Origin of the sequence: Synechococcus sp. MIT S1220 (assembly GCF_047303025.1) — a bacterium.
GTDB lineage: Bacteria > Cyanobacteriota > Cyanobacteriia > PCC-6307 > Cyanobiaceae > Parasynechococcus.
The window spans coordinates 1,884,968-1,903,861 of sequence record NZ_CP138939.1 but is presented as its reverse complement, the minus strand read 5'-3'; the positions used below and the strand labels follow the sequence as shown (position 1 = coordinate 1,903,861).

At 54.4% G+C, this 18,894-nt stretch carries 18 protein-coding genes; 6 read left to right on the top strand and 12 right to left on the bottom strand.

The window, feature by feature from the left end; genetic code table 11:
- Positions 1 to 17: 17 nt before the first annotated feature.
- The 4 genes from SIB64_RS09750 to SIB64_RS09735 all read right to left on the bottom strand — a co-directional run bounded on the left by SIB64_RS09750 (position 18) and on the right by SIB64_RS09735 (position 3,899).
- Positions 18 to 695 (bottom strand): hypothetical protein, encoded by a 678-nt coding sequence (locus SIB64_RS09750; RefSeq protein ID WP_413440036.1) that lies wholly within the window; start codon positions 693 to 695, stop codon positions 18 to 20.
- Between the two features lie 176 nt (positions 696 to 871).
- Complete coding sequence (locus SIB64_RS09745) at positions 872 to 1,351, bottom strand: hypothetical protein (RefSeq protein ID WP_413440035.1); 480 nt, start codon at positions 1,349 to 1,351, stop codon at positions 872 to 874.
- Positions 1,352 to 1,402: 51 nt separating this feature from the next.
- Entirely contained in the window at positions 1,403 to 3,409 is a 2,007-nt protein-coding gene (gene uvrC, locus SIB64_RS09740) for an excinuclease ABC subunit UvrC (RefSeq protein WP_413440034.1), read from the bottom strand.
- 7 nt (positions 3,410 to 3,416) lie between these two features.
- Positions 3,417 to 3,899, bottom strand: coding sequence for a flavin reductase family protein (locus SIB64_RS09735; RefSeq protein ID WP_413440033.1), 483 nt, complete (start codon positions 3,897 to 3,899; stop codon positions 3,417 to 3,419).
- Positions 3,900 to 3,972: 73 nt separating this feature from the next.
- On the opposite strand from SIB64_RS09735, the gene coaD reads away from it, so the two are divergent.
- Entirely contained in the window at positions 3,973 to 4,470 is a 498-nt protein-coding gene (gene coaD, locus SIB64_RS09730) for a pantetheine-phosphate adenylyltransferase (protein ID WP_413440032.1), read from the top strand.
- Positions 4,467 to 5,402: a hypothetical protein gene (locus SIB64_RS09725; RefSeq protein WP_413440031.1), complete on the top strand. Its 936-nt coding sequence runs from the start codon at positions 4,467 to 4,469 to the stop codon at positions 5,400 to 5,402. The genes coaD and SIB64_RS09725 overlap by 4 nt, the downstream gene beginning before the upstream one ends.
- Here SIB64_RS09725 and dacB read toward each other — a convergent pair.
- The 6 genes from dacB to SIB64_RS09695 form a co-directional block, all read right to left on the bottom strand.
- Positions 5,347 to 6,657: a D-alanyl-D-alanine carboxypeptidase/D-alanyl-D-alanine-endopeptidase gene (dacB, locus tag SIB64_RS09720; RefSeq protein WP_413442970.1), complete on the bottom strand. Its 1,311-nt coding sequence runs from the start codon at positions 6,655 to 6,657 to the stop codon at positions 5,347 to 5,349. The genes SIB64_RS09725 and dacB overlap by 56 nt on opposite strands.
- Positions 6,657 to 7,166 (bottom strand): DUF4330 domain-containing protein, encoded by a 510-nt coding sequence (locus tag SIB64_RS09715; RefSeq protein WP_413440030.1) that lies wholly within the window; start codon positions 7,164 to 7,166, stop codon positions 6,657 to 6,659. The genes dacB and SIB64_RS09715 overlap by 1 nt, the downstream gene beginning before the upstream one ends.
- Positions 7,167 to 7,227: 61 nt before the next feature.
- Positions 7,228 to 7,944, bottom strand: a complete 717-nt coding sequence (locus SIB64_RS09710; protein ID WP_413440029.1) for a DUF1995 family protein — start codon at positions 7,942 to 7,944, stop codon at positions 7,228 to 7,230.
- Between the two features lie 12 nt (positions 7,945 to 7,956).
- Positions 7,957 to 9,171 (bottom strand): cysteine desulfurase family protein, encoded by a 1,215-nt coding sequence (locus SIB64_RS09705; RefSeq protein ID WP_413440028.1) that lies wholly within the window; start codon positions 9,169 to 9,171, stop codon positions 7,957 to 7,959.
- Positions 9,125 to 10,210 (bottom strand): diaminopimelate epimerase, encoded by a 1,086-nt coding sequence (gene dapF, locus SIB64_RS09700; RefSeq protein ID WP_413440027.1) that lies wholly within the window; start codon positions 10,208 to 10,210, stop codon positions 9,125 to 9,127. Before dapF ends, SIB64_RS09705 begins: the two co-directional genes overlap by 47 nt.
- A 944-nt stretch (positions 10,211 to 11,154) precedes the next feature.
- Positions 11,155 to 11,712 (bottom strand): hypothetical protein, encoded by a 558-nt coding sequence (locus SIB64_RS09695; protein WP_413440026.1) that lies wholly within the window; start codon positions 11,710 to 11,712, stop codon positions 11,155 to 11,157.
- Between the two features lie 485 nt (positions 11,713 to 12,197).
- On the opposite strand from SIB64_RS09695, the gene SIB64_RS09690 reads away from it, so the two are divergent.
- Positions 12,198 to 12,431 (top strand): hypothetical protein, encoded by a 234-nt coding sequence (locus SIB64_RS09690; RefSeq protein WP_413440025.1) that lies wholly within the window; start codon positions 12,198 to 12,200, stop codon positions 12,429 to 12,431.
- Positions 12,432 to 12,669: 238 nt separating this feature from the next.
- On the opposite strand, the gene SIB64_RS09685 is transcribed toward SIB64_RS09690, so the two are convergent.
- Positions 12,670 to 13,473, bottom strand: coding sequence for a FecR domain-containing protein (locus tag SIB64_RS09685; protein WP_413440024.1), 804 nt, complete (start codon positions 13,471 to 13,473; stop codon positions 12,670 to 12,672).
- 6 nt (positions 13,474 to 13,479) lie between these two features.
- On the opposite strand from SIB64_RS09685, the gene SIB64_RS09680 reads away from it, so the two are divergent.
- The 3 genes from SIB64_RS09680 (at position 13,480) to leuS (ending at position 16,882) form a co-directional block, all read left to right on the top strand.
- Positions 13,480 to 13,770 carry a hypothetical protein gene (locus tag SIB64_RS09680; protein WP_413440023.1) on the top strand — a complete coding sequence of 97 codons (291 nt, stop codon included), beginning with the start codon at positions 13,480 to 13,482 and terminating at the stop codon, positions 13,768 to 13,770.
- Between the two features lie 144 nt (positions 13,771 to 13,914).
- The gene (locus tag SIB64_RS09675) at positions 13,915 to 14,211 is read left to right on the top strand and encodes an Hfq-related RNA-binding protein (protein WP_413440022.1); all 297 of its coding nucleotides are present in this window, start codon (positions 13,915 to 13,917) and stop codon (positions 14,209 to 14,211) included.
- A gap of 31 nt (positions 14,212 to 14,242) precedes the next feature.
- Positions 14,243 to 16,882 (top strand): leucine--tRNA ligase, encoded by a 2,640-nt coding sequence (gene leuS, locus SIB64_RS09670; protein WP_413442969.1) that lies wholly within the window; start codon positions 14,243 to 14,245, stop codon positions 16,880 to 16,882.
- A 365-nt stretch (positions 16,883 to 17,247) separates the two neighbouring features.
- Here the strand turns inward: leuS and SIB64_RS09665 are convergent, their stop codons facing one another.
- Entirely contained in the window at positions 17,248 to 18,846 is a 1,599-nt protein-coding gene (locus SIB64_RS09665) for a glucose-6-phosphate isomerase (RefSeq protein ID WP_413440021.1), read from the bottom strand.
- Between the last annotated feature and the right edge of the window lie 48 nt (positions 18,847 to 18,894).

Sequence of the window (18,894 nt, the reverse complement as noted above, 5' to 3'; positions counted from 1 at the left end):
GATTGGCCAGGAAGAAATTAGGCAAGCAGCGAATTGTTGTAGAGAGCAATTTGAATATATTCACCACTGTCGAGAACGTCCGTGTCGGGAAAGCCGGTCAGGTTCAGCAAGCCGGCCTCACCCAAGTCGGCAAAAGTAGCCGTATCGAATGAAAAAATTTCAGGCATTTGTTCAGCGTTTTTCTGGAGGATTTTGTAGAACTTTTTGAACGAATATTTCTTCTTGCCGAATTTAACTTTTTCAAGCTTATTTTCGGAATATTCGGATCCAAAAGGGTCTGAGAATAGGACACCAAAATCCCTTACGCCAGTGTCGAGATTGGTGGTAGCGATCATCACGTCACGATCATTAATGAGGATAGTGCTGATAGCGGAATCGCTAGTTTTGAACTTGGGGTTGAGAATGTTGTTTTTCGAAAATTGTATAATATCTTTGCCGCTGCCTGCATCAGCGACAAAGCCCCACTCCTGGTCTGTCATGAACATATAACGATCATTCCCTGGGCCTCCGGACAGGACGGAAGGAACTGTTGCAAAGCCTCCAGAAGCCGAGTCGTCTTCAATCTGATAGCTGCCATTGGTCAAGATGTCTTTGCCTGAACCTGCATAAAAGCCAAATCCACCCTCAACCTCCTCGACATCCTTTTTATTGGTTCCTAATGTTGATTGATAAGGTCCAAAATCAAGAGCTGTCATTGGAAAAAATTAGAATATTTATCACTATAGCGACAATGCAATCAACTTGCAGCAAAGACATGTTTCCAATGACTGAGCCAAACATTTAAATTTTTAGGAATACGAACGTGTAACGACATCGTCCATTCATACAAACGCGCCCTGAGCTCATTTGATTAAGACTGTCGCTTCAAGCATCAAATCGATAAATCACCGAACACAGCAACAACCGAGCCATCGGGGTGCATGAAGCGCAACCCAACCCCGGCAAGCAGATCGATGTGATCCTTCGATCCATTTGACGATCCAGGCGGTTTGTCCCGAAGCGGCGAGGTATCTGCAGCGTTTGACTCGACAGCGTTGAACGCAATAATCTGACCGACCTGTTCATCGGGCAAAAGATCGGCTACGACGTCAAGACGATGCCGACGGGTGATCTTCGTTTTGCCCAGCAGAACATCTCCCCGGGTGAACAGGCCATTGCGATCAGTATCCACGTACAACTTCAAGCGGTCACGCCTTGTCTGTTTCAAAAACCCCGGCGCACCGTCATCAAGATCCCAGATGTAATCCACCTGTTTGACGCGACGTTCGACGGCCTTGCCACGCTGGTTCCGCACCTGAACGCGTCGTGGATGGGTGGAGAACGTCGCGTCGGCCTGGCTCCAGATGCACATCTCAATCGACTCCGCAATCAAAGCGAACGGTCATGGGACAGGATTGTGCGCTCATGACGCCTCCAGTGAGGTCATCGCCTGGTCTGATGGCGTGAATCCATCCTGGGATGGCTCCTGATCGAGTGCAGGGTCGTCTTCGGGATGGAAGAAATCGTGGATCTGCTGTGCCATCGACGGACCCACACCAGGCGCTTCACTTAACCGCTCGACACTCGCCAGCTGGATGGCATCGATCGAGTGGAAGTGAGCGAGAAGATCCTTGACCCGTTTCGGGCCAACACCTGGAATATCACTTAGGCGAGACCGTTTCATCCGCTCGCCCCGCTGCTGTCGATGGAAGGTCACCGCAAAGCGGTGGGCTTCATCCCGCAGCCGCCGCAGCAGGGCGACGCCCAGCTGATCCGGCTCACTGTCGAGCGGTTGTCGCTCCCCCGGCAGAAAAATCTCCTCACGCTGTTTGGCCAGCGAACACACATTCAGATCCTCATGGAGATCCAATTCACGCAGCGCCTCCATCACGGCCGATAACTGACCCTTCCCGCCATCGATCATCACCACGTCAGGCCAATCATTCAGGCCATCGGTCTGCAGTGCACTGCCTCCCTTCTGGCGAAGAGCACCCACGTCGATACCCTCTGCTTTGGCCCGAGCCCAGCGACGGAAGCGCCGGCGCATGATCTCCGCCATGGCCATGAAGTCATCGCTGTGTCCTGAACGGATGCTGCTGCTTCGAATTTTGTATTTGCGGTAGTGCTGCTTCGCGGGCAAACCGTCGATGAACACAACCTGAGAGGCAACAGCGTCACTCCCCTGGATATGACTGATGTCGTAGCCCTCGATTCGCCGAGGAGGAATCGGAAGCTCCAACAATTGCGCCAGATCTTCCGTTGCCAGGGCCTGCTGCTCCTGGCCTTGTTTTGCGCGGAGAAGTTCGAATTCAGCATTGCGCTGCACCAGCTCGATCAGGTCCGCTTTCTGACGTTGTTTCGGGCAATGAATGTGCACCTTGCGCTCTCGCTGTTCACCAAGCCACTCCTCGAGCAGATTTTGTTGGGGTAAAGCGTGTTGCACCAGCAATTCAGGAGGGACCTCCACGGCATCCACCTGGCTGTAGTGCTCTTCGATCACCCGTTGAAGAATCAACCCAGGCTCCAGGCCGGACGCATCGGCTGTGTATCCGAGGCGGCCCACAAGCTTGCCGGCACGCATTTGAAACAACTGAACGGCCGCCACCCGCTCATCCATCGCCAACGCCAACACGTCTCGACTGATCGAAGAATCCGGGAGACTCATCTTCTGATCCGCCGTCAGCTGATCCAGCCCCTGGAGTTGATCACGCACCCGTGCAGCGGACTCAAAATCCAGCCGTTCCGCGTAACGGCCCATCTGCTCGTGAAGAAGGGTCTGCAGTTCATCACTGCGCCCCTGAAACACCATCGCCACTTTGCGCAGCGTGCGGTGATAGTCCTCGGAACTGATCCTTTCCTGACAAACCCCAGGACAGCGTCCGATGCTGAAATTCAGACAGGTGCGATCGGGATACATCGGTCGGGGACGCTGACGCAATGGGAAGACCCGTTTGACGAGAAACAGGGTGCGTCGAAGCAAACCCACATCGACATAAGGTCCGTAAAAACGATCCAGGGGACTGCGAAACCGGCGCCTGCGGGTTATGAAGATGCGTGGATAGGCCTCACTCCAGGTAATGCAGAGATAGGGATATTTTTTGTCGTCCTTCAGCAACACATTGAAGTGGGGCTGATGGTTCTTGATCAGGTTGGATTCCAACGCGAGCGCTTCCGCTTCACTGTCGGTGACGATGAATTCAATGTCACAGACCTGCCTCGTCATCAAGCGAATCCGCGGGGAAAGGTCATGGCGGCTACGGAAGTAGCTGCGAACACGACTTCGCAGGCTTTTTGATTTACCGACGTAGAGAATGCGGTCTTGCCCGTCACGCATCAGATAACAACCCGGCTCAGCGGGAATATCCTTCAGCCGCTGTTCAAGGCGATCCGGCTGCGTCAGCAGCGGAGCGCCCGATCCTGAAGACGCCAAGATGCGCTCAACCGCCGTAATTCCAGCCGGTGCTGGCCAGGTTCAGCGCATCGCCATCGGCGATCAGCCGTGCTGATTTGACCTCCCCAACGAAAACGGTGTGATCGCCATGTTTCACAGTGCCCGCCAGCTCGCACTCAACACCACCGACAGCGTCGTCCAGGAGGGGGAGGCCAAGCTCACCTTCCTGGAACGGCGCCGCTTCAAACCGTCCTCCCATCGCCTTCTGAGGTTTGAAGAACACTGCTGCCAAATCCTTCTGATCGGCACGCAGAACGTTGAGTGAGAAGCGGCCTGTTCGTTCGATGATGGCGTGGCTGGCACTGTCCGAACGAACGGACATCACCACCAAGGGGGGTTCGAAGGAGCCCTGGGTCACCCAGCTGGCGGTGAAACCATTCACCTCGTCGCCTTCTCGCACCCCACAGACAAACAGCCCATGGGGGATCTTGCGCAGAAGGGTCTTCTTGGCATCGAGATCCAGGCTCATGGGGAAGATTCGAGGTTTCCATGAAATCTAGGCAGGGTCCGCTGCATAGGATTGAGCTGTTGCCTGATGTGTGATGCGGGCGCTTTACCCGGGGAGTTTTGACCCACTCACAAATGGACATCTGGACCTGATCGAACGGGCGTCATCCCTGTTCGGTGAAGTGGTGGTTGCGGTTCTCTGCAATCCGAACAAAAAAGCTGCTTTTTCTGTCGAGCAACGCATCAGCCAGATCCGAACAGCAACGGCCCATCTCGAAGGGATTGATGTGGTCAGTTTTGACGGGCTAACCGTCCACTGTGCAGCAACGCATGATGCCGGTTTGATCATTCGCGGCCTGCGTGCAATGAGCGATTTTGAATATGAACTTCAGATTGCAAACACCAACCGGTCACTGGCGACTGAGCTCGAAACGATCTTCATGGCCGCCTCCGCCCATCACAGTTTTCTGAGCAGTTCCGTTGTCAAGGAAGTGGCACGTTTCGGTGGGCCGATTGATCACATGGTCCCCGCAAAGGTTGCGGAAGACCTCAACAGGTTATTCAATTCGGCTTTAACTCCCTTGCAGCCATGAGCGAAGCTCGGTTCACCGTGCTCGATCAACTGGATCAGCTGGAAGAGATCGTTCTCGAAGGGAGTCGGGTTCCCTTCACAGGGGGACGCCTGGTGAATGAAGGTGAAGCTGTCGAAGTTCTCGACGCTGTTCGTGATGCCCTGCCAAAAGAGGTTGAGCGTGCAGATCAGCTGCTGCAGCGGCGTGATGACTTCATCAACACCGCTCGGCAACAGGCTGAAGAGATTGTTCAACAAGCCAAACAGCAGCGCGAGCAGCTGGTCAACAATGCAGCGATCCGGCAAGAAGCCGAGCGCCAGGTGAATGAGCTGCGAGAGCAAACCCGTCAGCAATGCGAGAAGTTGCTGCAGAACACGCGCCAGAAAAGCGCGTCTATGGAGCAGGAGATGCAGGCCAAGATCGTTCAGCAGGAGCAGCAATTTGCTTCCCGTCGTCAGCAGCTGGAACAAGAAGCTCTGCAACGGCGTCAACAGCTCGAGCAGGAAGCGGTCGAACTTAAGCGTCAATACCTGGAGCAGCACGAGGGCAATCGGCAACAGGGTCTGCAGGAACTTGAGTCGATACGCCGTGAAGGGCTGCGGCTGCAAAAGGAAGCTCGCGAGGAAGCCGAGCGCGTGCACAACGATGCTCTGCAATTCCGGCAACAAACGCAACAGCAATGTGAGGGACTAATCCAGCGAAGCCGTCAGGAAGCCGGCAGCGTCCAAGAGGGTGCCAACCGCTACGCCGAACAGACCCTGGGTGAACTGGAAGTGCGTCTCAAGGAGATGGCTCAGGTGGTGATGGCCGGCCGGCAGGAACTCGTCAAAATTCAGACGATTCGCCACGAGGACGAACGTCCCGTTGCGAGTGCTGAAACCACCAAGACCGTTCCGATCAACCGGGCACGCCGGGCTGCATCTCGCCTGCGCTCCATGAAGGGCACCGGCTGAGTCGTTGAGCCGATGTCAGCACCTGACCCATCACCGAGTTGGGTGCTGACGCTCCATTGGAAATCATGCTGACGAAACGCCGACCGTCTGGAGTGTCAAGGATCCCAGAAATCGAGCGGACACCCGTGAGTGTGCCGGTCTTGCCCCAGAAACGGCCTTGTAGTGGTGTTCCCCGGTACAGATAACGCAGCGTTCCCCGTTGGCCTGCGATCGCCATCGAGGCCTGGTAGTAGGAGGAAAGCGGGTGACGACTCATGCGGAGCAACAAAGCCGCAATCGTGCGGCTGGTGACCCGGTTCCCCCGTGAAAGCCCACTGCCGTCGCGGATCTTCATTCCAGTGATCGGCAATCCTTGCGCCTGCATCCAGCGTGTATTTGCCAGAGAGGCACGTCCCACGTCCCAGTCATCAGCGGCAGCCCGCAGCAGCACCTCGGCAGTGAAGTTGTGGCTCTCTGTGTTGGCCAGGCTCAGCAGAGCATGCATCGGTGCAGAGTCTTCACTGTGAAGAACAAGGGGTTCCTCTTCACTGCTGGCCAGGGTGGCCTCACGTCCCTCGTTATCCACCATCACCATCTGGATCTGGCCGCCCTGCTTCTGAACACTTGTTTTCAACACCCGCTGCAGACGTGCCGCCGGATCCATCACGGCCATATGAAGCGCATTGCTCGTCAGAGCCAGGCGCGTGATCGGGGCTCCATAGGCGTAACTGCGATCGGCAGGATGCCAATCGTTTGGCCACCATCGCTGGCGTGGCTCTTCACGCACCATCAAACGCACTGGACCTGCAGCCGTCTGAGCAGTCCTGGCGCCGCCCTGGCCGAGAACGACCATGGCAAATCTCTGCATCTCAACGATGCTCAGGTCAGGGTCTCCTTCCCCGACAATTTCCATGGACCCATCGGCATGGCGAAGCAACTGGGTGCGAAGCCGGAAATCCGGCCCGAGACGATCAAGAGCGAATGCACTGCTGATCAGCTTTTGGTTTGAGGCCGGAACACGGGGTGAACCCCCATTCAGATCGGCCAGCAGCTGTCCGCGATCATCAACAACGCTGATGCTCCATGCGGAGCTCTGCCCGCCCACAGCTCCTTTAATGGCCTGTTGAAGCTCGGGACAGACCCGACCGAACTGGAGGTTGGGCAGTCCCTGGCGTTCAACCGGAGGAGGTGGGGAGATCAGAGCTGGTTGAGGCTCAGCAGCGAGGGAGGGTTGCAGGCTGTTGACACTGAGCAACAGACCGGTCAGAACTTTGATCACGACTGCGACACCCCACTCACGACGCCGTTCAGCCTGTACAGACGACCTTCCAATTCCACTGGCACACCAATTTTGAGCTTGGTGCCGCCAATGACGACGCCGGAAGGGCCCGCCTCTGCGTCAGCTTCAAGGGAGAAACGGATGTGAAACAACGTCCCTGGGTAGGGGTTCTCAGCCGAAACAACCCGGCCGTCAGGCTGAACAGCCACCAATTTTTGAGTGACATTTTGAACATCGAGAACTCGAACGCGACCAGCAGGCTGGTTCCGGATCACGAAGTTGAGCCCTCCCTCGTCTCGAATCGAATTAAGCAAAACGGCTGAGTCTGCAGCGACAAGGTGCCGGACATCCACCGTCAGTTGAACGGGCTGAACGGAGCCGGTTGCCCGTGCGACAGCGTTGCTGAGCTTCGGGGACCAAATCACTCCAGCCAACGCCGTCACGGCGAGCAAAGAGGCAATGCCATCAACCGGTGATAACCGTCGCAACCATGGGGGACGCTGCATGGAACCCAACCTCGGACACGAACCTTACGGACTGTTTGATCTGTGATCAAGAAACAAACCCCTAGTTGCGCAAACCGTCAATAAACCGATCCACCTGATTCAGCTGCTGCTTCAGTCCATCTCCTGCCTCTCCCGCCAACGAGGTTGCGATGGTGTCTGGATCAGGACGACTTTCAAAAACGGCAACCTGGCGATACCCATCCGGATCGGACCGATAAATTCGCCAATCCGCAGGAAAACAGCGCATCAGCGCGCCACCGTCCAGAGGTTCAAGCCAATAGGCCTGCTTCCAGGAGGAGACGAAACCTCGGCGTCGTTCGCGGGCCACACTACCGATGCCGACAGCGGCATCCTCCAACCGGCCGTTCAACATGGCCACCTGTCCGTGATGGGCTTCGCAGATACCAAGAAATTCCTCGTAATCCGCAGGCGTCGGCATCACGGCCAGAAGCAGTTCGTCAGAGGGCTCCTCAGCCGAACGCCTCATCCACTGGCGAAAATCAAGGATGCAATCTGCCAGGTCTGAAGCATCGCGACGGGCCAGGGCTGCTGCCCCTGCATCGGGCCAGAGCACAGTGACTGGGCGTTCTCCAGCCATCAGGGCCCGTGCCAAACGAAGGGCAACGGGCAACAAGCGCAAATTTTCAAATTTCAGAGCCGCACCCCAACGACTGCCATCGCCTGAATCAAGGGCTGCGAGGAGCGAGGCATGCATGGCTTGCTCTGCAGCAGCGAGATCCGAGGGGAGCGGCTGGACAGCTGGTTCGGTGGTGGTCATCGCGCCAGCATCTCAGGAATCGTTTTGGACATGGTGGATGGCCCGCTCCAGCAACTGCGGCACAGGTCCGAGATCGGCATCCGACAACCAGGAACCAAGGCTGAAACGCAATCCAGACTGTCGCCAAATCGAAGGCACCTGCATCGCACCGAGCACAGCGCTGTCCGTGGACGTTCCAGATCTGCAGGCCGTTCCACTGCTGGCGGCCACTCCCGTTCTGGCCAGCTCTCGCACGACGGCCCGCCCGGAAAGCGGTCGCCCATCAGGCGTGCCGATCAGGAGGCTGATGTGATGGGGGAGGCGCGCTGCGCTGTTCGGTCCGACCGCTCGGACACCGGGAATCGCCAACAACCGCTCGAGTAAAAGATCACGACAGGGCCGGATCCAGTCGCATGAACCTGGGGGGACACGATTGTTCAGAGCATCAAAAGGGGGGAGAGAGCCCATGGCTTCAGCACATCCGGCAACCAAGGCAACGGGTTCGGTGCCACTGCGGAACCCCTGTTCCTGACCACCCCCACCCTGCAGGGCACGCAATGGCAAGCCATCTCTGGTGAGCAGGAAACCGACACCACGAGGGCCCTGAAATTTGTGGGCTGAGAACGAGAGCAGATCCACCGGCAAATCGGCCCAATTGACCCGACCCTGAGGGATCAACTGCGTGGCATCCGTGTGGAAACGAATTCCACGTTGCCGGCAGGCATGGGCGATCGGGAGTAACGGTTGAAGTGCTCCCACTTCACTCTGTCCCCAGATCAGGGAGACAAGTTGCGTTGGAGGGGCGATCAATCGTTTGAGTTGATCAAGACGAATCACTCCCTGAGCATCAACGGGCCAAAACTCGAGCTCCCAGCCAAGCCCGACGAGCCGTTGAGCAGCAGCATTGACTGCGGGATGTTCAACGCTGGAAATCACCAGCCGCCCAGCGGGCAGAACCGCAGCACTTCCCAGCAGAGCGAGATGGATCGATTCCGTGGCACCCGAGGTGACGATCAAATCGTCCGGCGCTGCCGTCAGCAGGGTCGCAATGGCAAACCGGGCGCGTTCCAAGGCCTCTGCGGCAAGCAATCCATACCCGTGCAGGCTGCTGGGGTTGGCCCAAGCCCTTTGTTGAATCGATTGCATGGCATCAAGCACCGCTGGCAAAGGCGGTGTTGTGGCAGCGGCATCGAGATAAAGCTCAGAGCCCACCGCCACGCTCAAACCGAGCTCTGGTGCGCTGCTCAAGGGACTCACTGGCGAGATTGAGCAATGAATCGAGCGAGGTGTTGTTCAAAAAGTCCTGAACCTTCTCAAGAGCAGCTGCCTCCTCCTCAGGGCTGGGGTCCGCCGAAGGACTACTCGACTCAGCTGATGAATCGAGCTCAACAACTTGAACACGTGTCATTCGGTCCTGGGAGGGACGTGAAGGCATCAATTCAGGCGTCAGCACCCCATCGAACACAGCTTCAGCCGGACCGGTCATCAGGACTGGACCGTTGCGATCACTCCATTCAATCTGAAGCGGACCACCCGGCAACATCACTTCAGCGCTGGTATCAGCCAACCCCAGCAGCACGGCGGCCACAAGGGTGGCGCAGGCCCCTGTGCCACAGGCCAGGGTTGGGCCCGCACCACGCTCCCAGACACGGATTTCCAGGCGGCGGCTTCCATGGACCTGAAGGAAATGAACGTTGGTTTTGGCTGGGAAAACCGGATGCACCTCCAGAGCTGCGCCCCAGGCCTCGAAGGGAATCGTGGTGAGATCCTCGACAGGGATCACCACATGGGGATTCCCCATGCCAACTGAGGCCACGTTCAGTTGGTCACTCGCAAGCTCCAACACCCCTTGAGGCAGACCATCCACCACATTGAGAGTGGTGGGAATGCTTGACGGCTCGAGGAAGGGCTTGCCCATATCAACCCGCAACTGTCCATCACGCATCAGTTCGGGTCGGATCATCCCCGCCAGAGTTTCAATCGCCCAACGACGGCCAGGGGCGTCACCATCACTATCCGCCAGAAAGCGCGCCAGACAACGAATGCCGTTGCCGCACATTTCGGCCTCCGTTCCGTCTGCGTTGAAAATGCGCATCCGCAAATCTCCCTGCGCATCGGGTGGGAGCGCCAGGATCAGCCCATCTCCACCCACGCCAAAACGCCTGTCGCAGATCAGACGCACCCATTCAGCATCAGGCTCAGAGACTGAACGAGGAAGTTGACCCTGGCGCCCTTCCAGAATGAGAAAGTCGTTCCCCAGCCCCTGATACTTACTGAATGCGAGCATGTGAGCCGAACCGCATAAAAGCCTTAAACGTTGAATATGTTAGCAATTGCAGTGGTAGAGGCCAAAAAAACTAAGTCTGACAAACCTATGATTTGTTGATCAACAACTTCGCAGAATAGATCATTTTGCCGGGTCACATCATATTAAATTAGGCATTAAAGATTAGAACCGAATTCCTCAATCATGAATCCTTCGCAAAACAAAAAATTGAATTTAACTGGCAGACAAGGTTGCAATTCCAGACAATGTCCCTACAACTAAAGCAACGCTTCAAAGCATTAACAGCGTTAACAAGTGATACTCACATTCGAATTTGGCATCAGTTCCGTTGAATCATCATAAACGCTGAGAGGTACACTAGAGGATGAAAACAGAAAGAATGGTATTTTCATGAACAGACCAAGAAATCACCCATGACTCAAACTTATTGACCTAATCCTTGACTTAACAGCCCCAAAAAGAGACTGGGCGTTGATCCGTGGCGTAGAAATAATGGCACAAAATGCAGTCTATGCTTCAAATTATATTTCCAAATAGCGGGTTAGACGGTAAAGGAATTATAAAAATCTGCGGCAATGGGAATCGAATTTCAGCAGAATCAAATAAATCATAATGCAACAATAGAATACACAATGGATGAAAGAGTATTGGACAATCTAGACCATAAATTAAAACACATAGTCCTTGAAATGCGCAAATAAACCATTCACCAAAAGCAGCATTAGGAGCGAATCGATTGATGCTTTTAGCAAGCTAAAAACTCTTTCACCCTCATCCCCAATTGGATCGAATAAAAAAGAATTGAATAATATTGGAACCAAACCGTGATGGGCATATTGTTTGAACAATACCACTAAATACATCAATAAGCATGCATACAATTACAACCAATCAACCTGAAATACTCGCAACGTCAACCCATGCAAATGAAAGAGTCCGTCAAGTTAATAGGAGGATCGCTTGGCTGGGCCAGGTCCTGGCTGAAAACGAAAATCAAAGCTTACGCGCGTCGAAGCTGTTGTGTTGATTTTTGATCCATGGCCAAGGTTGACACCATCAAAAATCAAAGCTTGGCCAAGATCCAAACTGAGTGGAGTGTAATCATTGGAACCGATTTCACTTTCTATCCAAAGACTGTTATCTCCCCAAACCTGGGTCAATGGCACCCAAACATTAATTCTTCCATCCTCGACACCAAAATCACGATCACGATGAAAGACACTACTTCCGCTTCCACAATAGTGGAAGCGGAAGGATGGCGGACATTGATAAGTCGAGATCCCTTCAAACTCCTTGGCTACAACATTCAGTACAAACAATTTGTAAGTTTCTAAGATGTCTGAAAAAGATGAAGCCAATTGATTGATCGTTGGGCTCCGATTCAGCTTTTTTACTTCGCTCGACTCATGGGCAACCCCCAAGCATGCCACGCCAAGCACTCTGGAAGCCCAATCATGAAATCGATATTGACTTGGATCATAAGAAACAATCAAATTATTCATAGAAAAACTATATGGGGCGCATCATCTCACAGAACACAAGGCAAATAAGGTTTAAAAAATGTTATTTATCAAGCTCGCTATTAATATATGTGCCTAAGCAGCAACGCGCAATTGCGCAATACTGCAATCAAGCAAATGCGAAATCCAACAAGATCAGCATCCTTCCATTGCACGTCAAAAATCAAGTGAATCCACAAAACGACGAAAAGCAAGGCTGAAATGGTTAAATAAAGCACCAGAACAGCTTTGATTCAGCCATCTGGAGCTTTGCTCTTCATCAATCCAAAACAATAACAAAAGACTAAAAAATAAACGCATTCGCAACAACCCAAACGAACATTTGCAGAAATCAAAAAAACGTCAGCTCAAAAAAATTTTTGATGAAATCCTTTAGATAAACAAAATATTGATCAACTTAATATTTCCTGACAGCCGAGATGTGCTCCAACATGTAAAATTCATTATTAGTTGAATTCATCAATGCGATGCAAGACGAAAATGACGACTTTGAGCTGTCGACCAAGGAGCTTGAAGAGACCACAGCAGCCTTATCTAACAATGCATACAAAAGGAGTTCAGATACTTCAAGCCCGTTTAACATCAATCGATTGAACTATTTCAAAGCACTAGAAAAAAATGCAATGAAGCTATATAATCTAGTAATGCTTGCCGCAAAGTCTGATCGGGGCAAGCAAAATGTTTCAAACAACAAATTTTAGTCGCTAAGCCTTTAGACGTTGACCCAAAAAAGGAAATAAAGTTAGAAAAACTTTGCATATATGCTCTGCGGCAATCGTCACCAATAACAAGTATTTCTTTGTTGACTAACCATAGATTTCCGCTTAATAAGCAAAAAATTAATCGATAAACATAGTCATCGGAATCATTATTTTTCCTAACCAGTTTGGGGAGATCTGATTCGAGATGATCAACGCATTTGCAGTTTGGATTCATCAGTCAAAGAACTGGTTCGTAAGCACCAAGTTCACGTTCAATTTCTGGAAGAGTCTCCAGAGGCGTGGAAAATCCATTGATGAGAAGACTCTTCTGCAGCCGGCGTTCCGCATCCTGCGTTGAGACAGGCTCGGGTGGTTCCCATTGAGGTGACTGATTCTTCCCGGAAGGTCGACGCCCTTCAACCCTGTCTTCATCAGTCAGCACAAGAGGACTGTTAGCTCCAAGCTGACCAAGAACAGCCTCTAGATTGTCAAGTTGTCCCTTCACATCATCCATTTGGCGCTTTAGGTCAAGCAGCAACTGCTGTCCACTGGTCAAGGTAAAGCGTTGACCATCCGCTGTGTCCACTCGAACAGTCCCTTCCCAACTGAAAACCTCAAATTGTTCGTCGTTTAACTCAACCAATACTGTCGTTCCCTGAATCGATGCCGTTGCCAACCGTGTGCGGATTTTGAGAGGGCTGCTTTGCGGTGTTCCTGGCTTGATCCAACCGATCATGGATCCCTTCAGAAGCTCAACAGTGGATCGTCCGAGACGCAGTTCGGCATCCCCACCCATTCTGAACTGGCGTCCGTCTCCGAGCATCACCTGCATGCGCCCCGGCTTGGTCGTCCTTAATAGGGTGTTGACCTGCAACGCCTGACCACTGAGCGCATTCGTCTCAGAGCTGCCAGGCAGTTTTACAAAAGCCGGACCGGCCGGCACTTCAACAATCTTGGGCTGGCGTGCATGGACCGGTCGAAACGAAACTGTGGTGCACAGCAGCAACACAAAAACCGAAGCAAACCAGGAAAAATTCTTCAACACAACATGGAGGAGCTTCTCTGCAAAACTGACAGGAAGCTGTCAACTCTGCCAGGACGCAGCAACAAAGAAGTGAGAACGACGCCTCATTTCACACGTCCTATATTTGGATTATCTGCATCTAAATTTAATTTTAAAAATGAATCAATTGTTTCTTTCTCAGGGCTGAAGTTTGCCAATCAACGAATGATTGCACGTCCTGTCAATCGTGAATCGGATCGCAGAACAGAGCAAAGCGGATTAATTGGTTTGGTGTGCTACGAAACCCGTCAAATCCTCCTTTCTGGTTGCCGTTGAAACCGAGCCATGACCACGCCGGCAATGGCTCGGATCCAACCCTCAACAGCGTCTCCGATCACCGCAACATGAACACCCATTGCTGGTAACGAGACCTCACGACTTCAGGACCTCCAGAAGGGATCACCGGTCTGAGGTCAGTCATTGTGCCGGCTACGCTCGGGTGAGGAAAACCCTGATGCGGCACTGCTGCGAGGGTCCAGTCGACCACCCGACCCTATGGAGACCACTCCGCTCGATCCCAGCCTGCCCGGCGTAAGGGTGTTGCAGAGCTGGATCAGGGAGCAGTTGCCGCTCAGCATCGATCTGGTGAGCAATGAGCGCATCGAAGGACGGCTAGTCTGGCAGGACTCGGAATTTCTGGCCGTCGAACGACCCGGGGCCGTTCGACCCGTTCTTGTCAGCCGTCGTCACGTCATCGTGATTCGAACACTCGGATGAAAGCAAGGCATGTGGCACGATCGCTGCCTCGCTGTGCGCCTGTTCTGTGAACGCTGCCTCTTCTCCGTCCGACAACGGTGCACAGCCAAGTCGTTATGAGCCCACAGCGTTGGAGGGGCGCTGGCAGAGCCATTGGCGCAGCGTTGGGCTCGATGCCACGGATGAGAACAGCAGCAAACCTGCCTTCTACGCCCTGTCGATGTTCCCTTATCCCTCAGGGAGCCTGCACATGGGTCATGTGCGCAACTATGTGATCACGGATGTGATTGCACGCGTTCAGCGGATGCGCGGCCACGCCGTCCTGCATCCCATGGGATGGGATGCCTTTGGATTACCGGCTGAGAATGCGGCGATTGAGCGCAATGTCGACCCCGGTGATTGGACGGATCACAACATCAGCCAGATGCGCGCTCAGCTCGACAAACTCGGGCTGTCCATCGACTGGGACAGGGAACAGGCCACCTGCCATGGCGACTATTACCGCTGGACCCAGTGGCTCTTTCTCGAACTGTTTGATGGCGGCCTCGCTTATCGCAAGAACGCAACCGTCAACTGGGATCCGATTGATCAGACCGTTCTGGCCAATGAGCAGGTCGATGCCGATGGTCGTTCATGGCGCTCCGGTGCCCTGGTGGAACAACGCCAGCTGAATCAGTGGTTCCTGCGCATCACTGACTATGCCCAGGCTTTGTTGGACGATCTAGACAAACTTCAGGGCTGGCCCGAACGGGTGCGAACGATGCAGGCCAACTGGATTGGCCGCTCGGAAGGAGCTGAAATCACGTTTCAGGTCAAGGAATCGACAGATCAAACAACCACGGATCAGAGAATCACCGTCTTCACAACACGACCCGACACCCTGGCGGGAGCCAGCTACGTGGTGCTTGCCCCGGAGCATGCCCTGGTGGACGGGCTGACCACATCTGAACAGGCCGACGCGGTTCGATTGTTTCGACAAGAGGTCGGGCGCCTGAGCGCCATCGAACGCACCAGCGACGACAGGCCCAAGCGTGGTGTGCCCATTGGTACCCACGTCACCAACCCTCTCAACGGAGAGACGCTGCCGATCTGGATTGCCGACTACGTCCTGGCGGAGTACGGCACCGGCGCCGTGATGGGTGTACCGGCCCATGACCAGCGCGACATTCAATTTGCCCGAACCAACGCCCTCCCGATCCAACAGGTCATTGATGGAGATGGGGCAAGGGAAGCAATCGCCAATGGCAACGCCTGGACTGAAGCCGGAACGCTTGTGAATTCTGGGTCCTTTGACGGCACCCCGTCCACAGAAGCGAAAGCAAGCATCACCGAGCATGGTGAATCTGCTGGTTGGGCCCGAAGCAAGGTCACCTATCGCCTGCGGGACTGGCTGATTTCACGTCAACGCTATTGGGGCTGCCCGATTCCGATCGTTCATTGTCCGGACTGTGGGGCCGTGGCCGTGCCCCGCGATCAACTCCCGGTGGAACTTCCCAGAGGCATTGATCTTTCCGGCAAAGGGGGATCTCCCCTTGGCCAGAAATCCGACTGGGTGAACGTGCCTTGCCCGAACTGCGGCAAACCCGCCAAGCGGGAGACGGACACCATGGACACGTTCATGTGTTCGTCCTGGTACTACCTGCGTTTCGCCGACCCCCACAACAACGCGCTGCCCTTCAGCAAAGAGGCAATCAACCGCTGGTTACCGGTAAAGCAGTACGTGGGTGGAATCGAACACGCCATCCTGCATTTGCTGTATGCCCGCTTTTTCACCAAGGCCCTGAAGGATCGTGGCCTGATTGATGTAGACGAACCGTTCGAGCAGCTGCTCACCCAAGGGATGGTTCAAGGGGTGACCTACCGCAACCCTGAGACCGGCAAATACGTGGCGCCGGTAGATGTAAGCGATCCTGAGAACCCCCGTGATCCTTCGACCGGAGCACCGCTAGACGTGCTTTTCGAGAAGATGTCGAAGTCGAAGTACAACGGCGTTGACCCCGCTGCGGTGATCGATCGCTACGGCGCCGACACGGCGAGGATGTTCATCCTGTTCAAAGCCCCTCCGGAGAAGGATCTGGAATGGGATGACGCTGATGTGGAAGGTCAGTTCCGCTTTCTCCAGCGCCTCTGGCGACTGGTGGACGCAGCGTCGGTGAAGTTGAACACCATGGACCCGATCGATCGGGGAGTGAATCTGAGCGATGCGGATGGTGGCGTGCGCCGTGCTCTCCATCTGGCAATTGAAGCGATCAGTGAAGACCTCAACGGCGAAATTCAACTAAACACAGCGATTTCCGAGCTGATGAAACTGTCCAATGCCATCAATGCAGCGGACATTCATGCACTGCATCCGGCAGTGCTTCAAGAAGCCCTCTCAGGCCTCATCCGTCTGCTTGCACCATTTGCTCCGCACTTAGCCGAAGAGTTCTGGAGTCGTCTCGGTGGGACGGGCAGCGTGCATCAACAGCCTTGGCCAGAACTCGATCCAACGGCTCTGGTTCTGGACAGCGTTGAGCTGGTGATTCAGGTGAAGGGCAAGGTGCGCGGCAAATTGCAGGTACCCGCCAACGCAGATAAAACCGAGCTGGAGCAGCTCGCTCTGGCGAGTGATGTGGCCAAAAAGTGGTTAAACGGAGCAGCACCGAAACGGGTGATTGTTGTGCCGGGAAAATTGGTCAACCTCGTTCCCTGATTGCCGTTTTGTGAGCGGCTGGGCACCGTCAGCGCAAACTTCCGGATGATGCACTTCACTCGTCGAGAACAGGCATCAACAACGGGATCGAGACATCCGTTGTGCAGCCTCAAACTCTGGTCGTGCTGAGAAAGGTCCAAATCGTTCAAGACGGATATCGGATCGGCATCACGGCATCACGGCATCAAGCCTGAAACGTTCCTCCTCCATGAAACTTTTCAGGTCGGAGCCGTTGCAGTAGATCACAGCAGCCTCCTTGCCGATGTCCAGAACAAAGACATGAGGATCGAAATTGGGCGCGGCCGATGCAGCAAGATCCGATACGCGGCAGCCGTTCAGAGCGAAACAAGCGGCGATTCACCAACTCAACCCTTGCTGAACCGCATCGTTGCAGGGCTGGACCAATCTCCAACCGCGCTGTAGCCACGCTCGTTTCCCGTGAGATGGCGCATGATCCAAAACACGGATTCGTCGGTTCCATCGCCCAAGGCCTGGCGAATTTCCGAGACAGAGCGAGAGGCTCCGTCATTGAGCACCGCTTCCACCCTGCTCTGCAAATCGAGAACCGCAGCAGCAGCCTTTTTGCCGGCCTCAACGCCGGGTTGGTGATACGCATTGATGTTGATTAATTCGCCATACAAACCAACAGCGCGCTCAAACAACCCGATCAAAGCTCCCAATCGACGGGCATCAAATCGACGCATCGAAATGCTGATGCTCTGCCTGCCACCTTCCGTCAATGCCGATCGGGTGCCCTGCAGAAACCCATCAAGAAAGTCACCCGGACGTTCGGATTGGATAACGGGAATATCACCGGCGTCTTGAAGAACCTCGATGAATGTTGCAAAGAAGTTGTCAACTCCGTCCCTCAATTGTTGAACATAAGCGTGCTGATCTGTTGAACCTTTGTTTCCATACACAGCAATGCCTTGATTCACTGTGTTGCCGTCACGATCCAGGCGTTTTCCAAGGGACTCCATCACCAACTGCTGAAGGTAACGACTAAAGACTTCGAGGCGATCCCGATAAGGAAGCACAACCATGTCGCGCCTGCCCTTGCCCTCTCCGGCCAAAAACCAGGATGCGGCCATCAGCGCAGCAGGATTCCTGCGCAAGTCCGTCACCCGCGTGGCTTCATCCATTTGCGCCGCTCCAGCCAGAAACGATCTGATATCAGAACCGATCAGAGCACCAGGCAAGAGACCAACGGCACTGGTGATGCTCGTTCGTCCTCCAACCCAGTCGAACATGTCAAAACGATCAAGCCAGCCCTCACGCTGGGCCTGCTGATCGAGTTTGCTGTCCAGCATGGTGACGGCAACAGCCTGGCCAGCCCATTGGCCTCCGTTGGCTTCAAGACGATGGCGAGCCTGTTCCATCCCGAGATGAGGTTCTGGAGTACCCCCGGATTTGCTCACCGTCACCACCAAGGTGGTCTTCAGCGTTTCACCGAGCTGAGCAAGCACGGTGCTCATGCCATTTGGATCGACATTGTCAAAGAAGTGAAACGGCAGGCCCTGTCCGGAGTTCTGGAGGGCCTCGATCATCAGCTTCGGTCCCAGACCGCTGCCACCGATGCCGATCCACAACACGTCGGTAAAAGCCTCTCCACTCGGCGTCCTGATCCGACCACCAATCAGATCTTTTCCAAACTGCTCAATCCGGTCGACTTCCTGGGAAATGTGCTCACGAACCGGCTCCGAGGGGGCGAGTTGGGGAGCCCGCAACCAGTAATGGCCAACTTGCCGCTGCTCGTCTGCATTCGCGACGGATCCGGATTCAAGATCCTGCATCGCGGCAAACGCCTTCTCGAAACCCGGTTGCAATGCCTCAAGGTGTGAGGTGTTGACATGCATTCGACTGACATCCAGCCAGATCCCAAGATCGTCGTGATACCAGATCAGGTCACAAAAACGCTGCCACTGAACCTGAGCATCACTGCCGTTGAAATCCGGGAAGCTCATCGTTGATGGAGGGACCATTCCTGCCGAAACTATCCATGTTCTTGAGGG